Source organism: Alkaliphilus transvaalensis ATCC 700919, assembly GCF_000621485.1.
GTDB lineage: Bacteria > Bacillota > Clostridia > Peptostreptococcales > Natronincolaceae > Alkaliphilus > Alkaliphilus transvaalensis.
In genome coordinates this window covers 1-1,339 of record NZ_JHYF01000041.1, presented here as the reverse complement: position 1 = coordinate 1,339, position 1,339 = coordinate 1, and the positions used below count along the sequence as shown (strand labels likewise).

Annotated in this window: 3 protein-coding genes; 1 reads left to right on the top strand and 2 read right to left on the bottom strand. The window is 30.4% G+C overall.

Annotation, left to right across the window (positions count from 1 at the left end; all coding sequences use genetic code 11):
- The coding region (locus T335_RS22595) for a hypothetical protein (RefSeq protein ID WP_207640683.1) at window positions 1-289 on the top strand (289 nt) is incomplete at its 5' end.
- Between the two features lie 129 nt (window positions 290-418).
- Here the strand turns inward: T335_RS22595 and T335_RS0115350 are convergent.
- Complete coding sequence (locus tag T335_RS0115350) at window positions 419-697, bottom strand: hypothetical protein (RefSeq protein WP_026478319.1); 279 nt, start codon at window positions 695-697, stop codon at window positions 419-421.
- Between the two features lie 117 nt (window positions 698-814).
- Window positions 815-1,129: a hypothetical protein gene (locus T335_RS0115345; protein ID WP_026478318.1), complete on the bottom strand. Its 315-nt coding sequence runs from the start codon at window positions 1,127-1,129 to the stop codon at window positions 815-817.
- Window positions 1,130-1,339 lie beyond the last annotated feature (210 nt).

The following is a 1,339-nucleotide window of genomic DNA, read 5'->3' as shown; positions in this document are numbered from 1 at the left end:
TTCAGACATACCAAATCTAATGTTTGTAAGCTTTATACCACTTGGTACCCTTTGCCAAACCTTTATTATATTTTTTATCTCTAGTCCGATACCAAGTGGTAGCTATTTTTTATGTTTCCTTCTTGGTCGGTTATGTAGTTGGTGCTGCCCTGTTTATCCTGCTGGTAGTAGTAGGAGTTGGTGTGGTGTTGTCTTAGCTCCATATGTCTGCTGCTACCACTTCGTATCCCCTTGTGTATTTTTAATGGAGTGTCTTCTATTTCTGTTCTTGCGGGTTGGTCCTTTATAGGTAATACTATTTAAAATACTATCATTTAACCTTGCTAATGTCCCTATATTCCCCAGGTTCTCTTATTGTATAAGTCAAAGAAAAAGAGTAAGTATTCCTTTCCTTGTTTCTTATACAGATCAAAATAATTTATGCGGGTAAGTTAATACCTATTATTCCTAACAAGTATCGAATACCTAAGTACAATGCAACAATGGCTAAATATTTCGCACCAATAAGTACTCCCTTGAAATAGCCAATATCAGAATAAGTTGATCTACACAACCCTTCAGTAAATATACCAACAATAATAATATATGCAATTGGACTAAACATAGCTTCTCGATGATTAAAGTACATAAGTACGAAATAGCCTAAATTTACTCCAATAAATATTAATATACTTCTCTTATCTATTGATATTTTCATTATTAATACTCCATTTCTAATATAGTTTCAAACTCGCTAAATCCTTCATTTTCATGATGTTATCAATAAGATTAGTGTAGTGTTGGGTATCAGCCATATCATTTAAAGATTTTGTTCTTATCTATATTCTCCTAGTTTGAGCATTAACAAGGAAATGACGATTATAATAATAATTAGTTTGTGTCTTAAACTTCCTTTGATAAAGTCTTTAAATAATGGTATAGCTGCAAACTTGAATGAATATATTAAGAGAGCTCCTATTGGTGATAATATAATAGATCCAAATAAATTGGCACCTATTATTTCAATAAACTCTTCATACCCATGCTTATTAAAACCAACGATTATATCAAAGCTAAGCAGAATGAAAATCATTATGAATCCTAACATAGTATATTTTGCAAATTTTTTAAACATTGTCAAAGAGCCCATTTTTAAAAACCTCCTGTATAGTTTCTTTAACTTAGACTTATAATTCAAAGTTGTTAACTTCAAATGAGTTAAGATGAGTTTACCCCTCTGTCTAATTTAATGCCGGCAAGTAATTTAATAGATCATACAACTCCTCATAGTCCAATTCATTATCTTCTTTATAGAAATAACTACTTACATTATTATAAATTGATCTTAAGTTAAAAAGAA

Coding starts and splice junctions, on each gene's coding strand:
- T335_RS0115350 (WP_026478319.1), bottom strand. CDS start 697: ATGAAAATATCAATAGATAAGAGAAGTATATTAATATTTATTGGAGTA.
- T335_RS0115345 (WP_026478318.1), bottom strand. CDS start 1,129: ATGGGCTCTTTGACAATGTTTAAAAAATTTGCAAAATATACTATGTTA.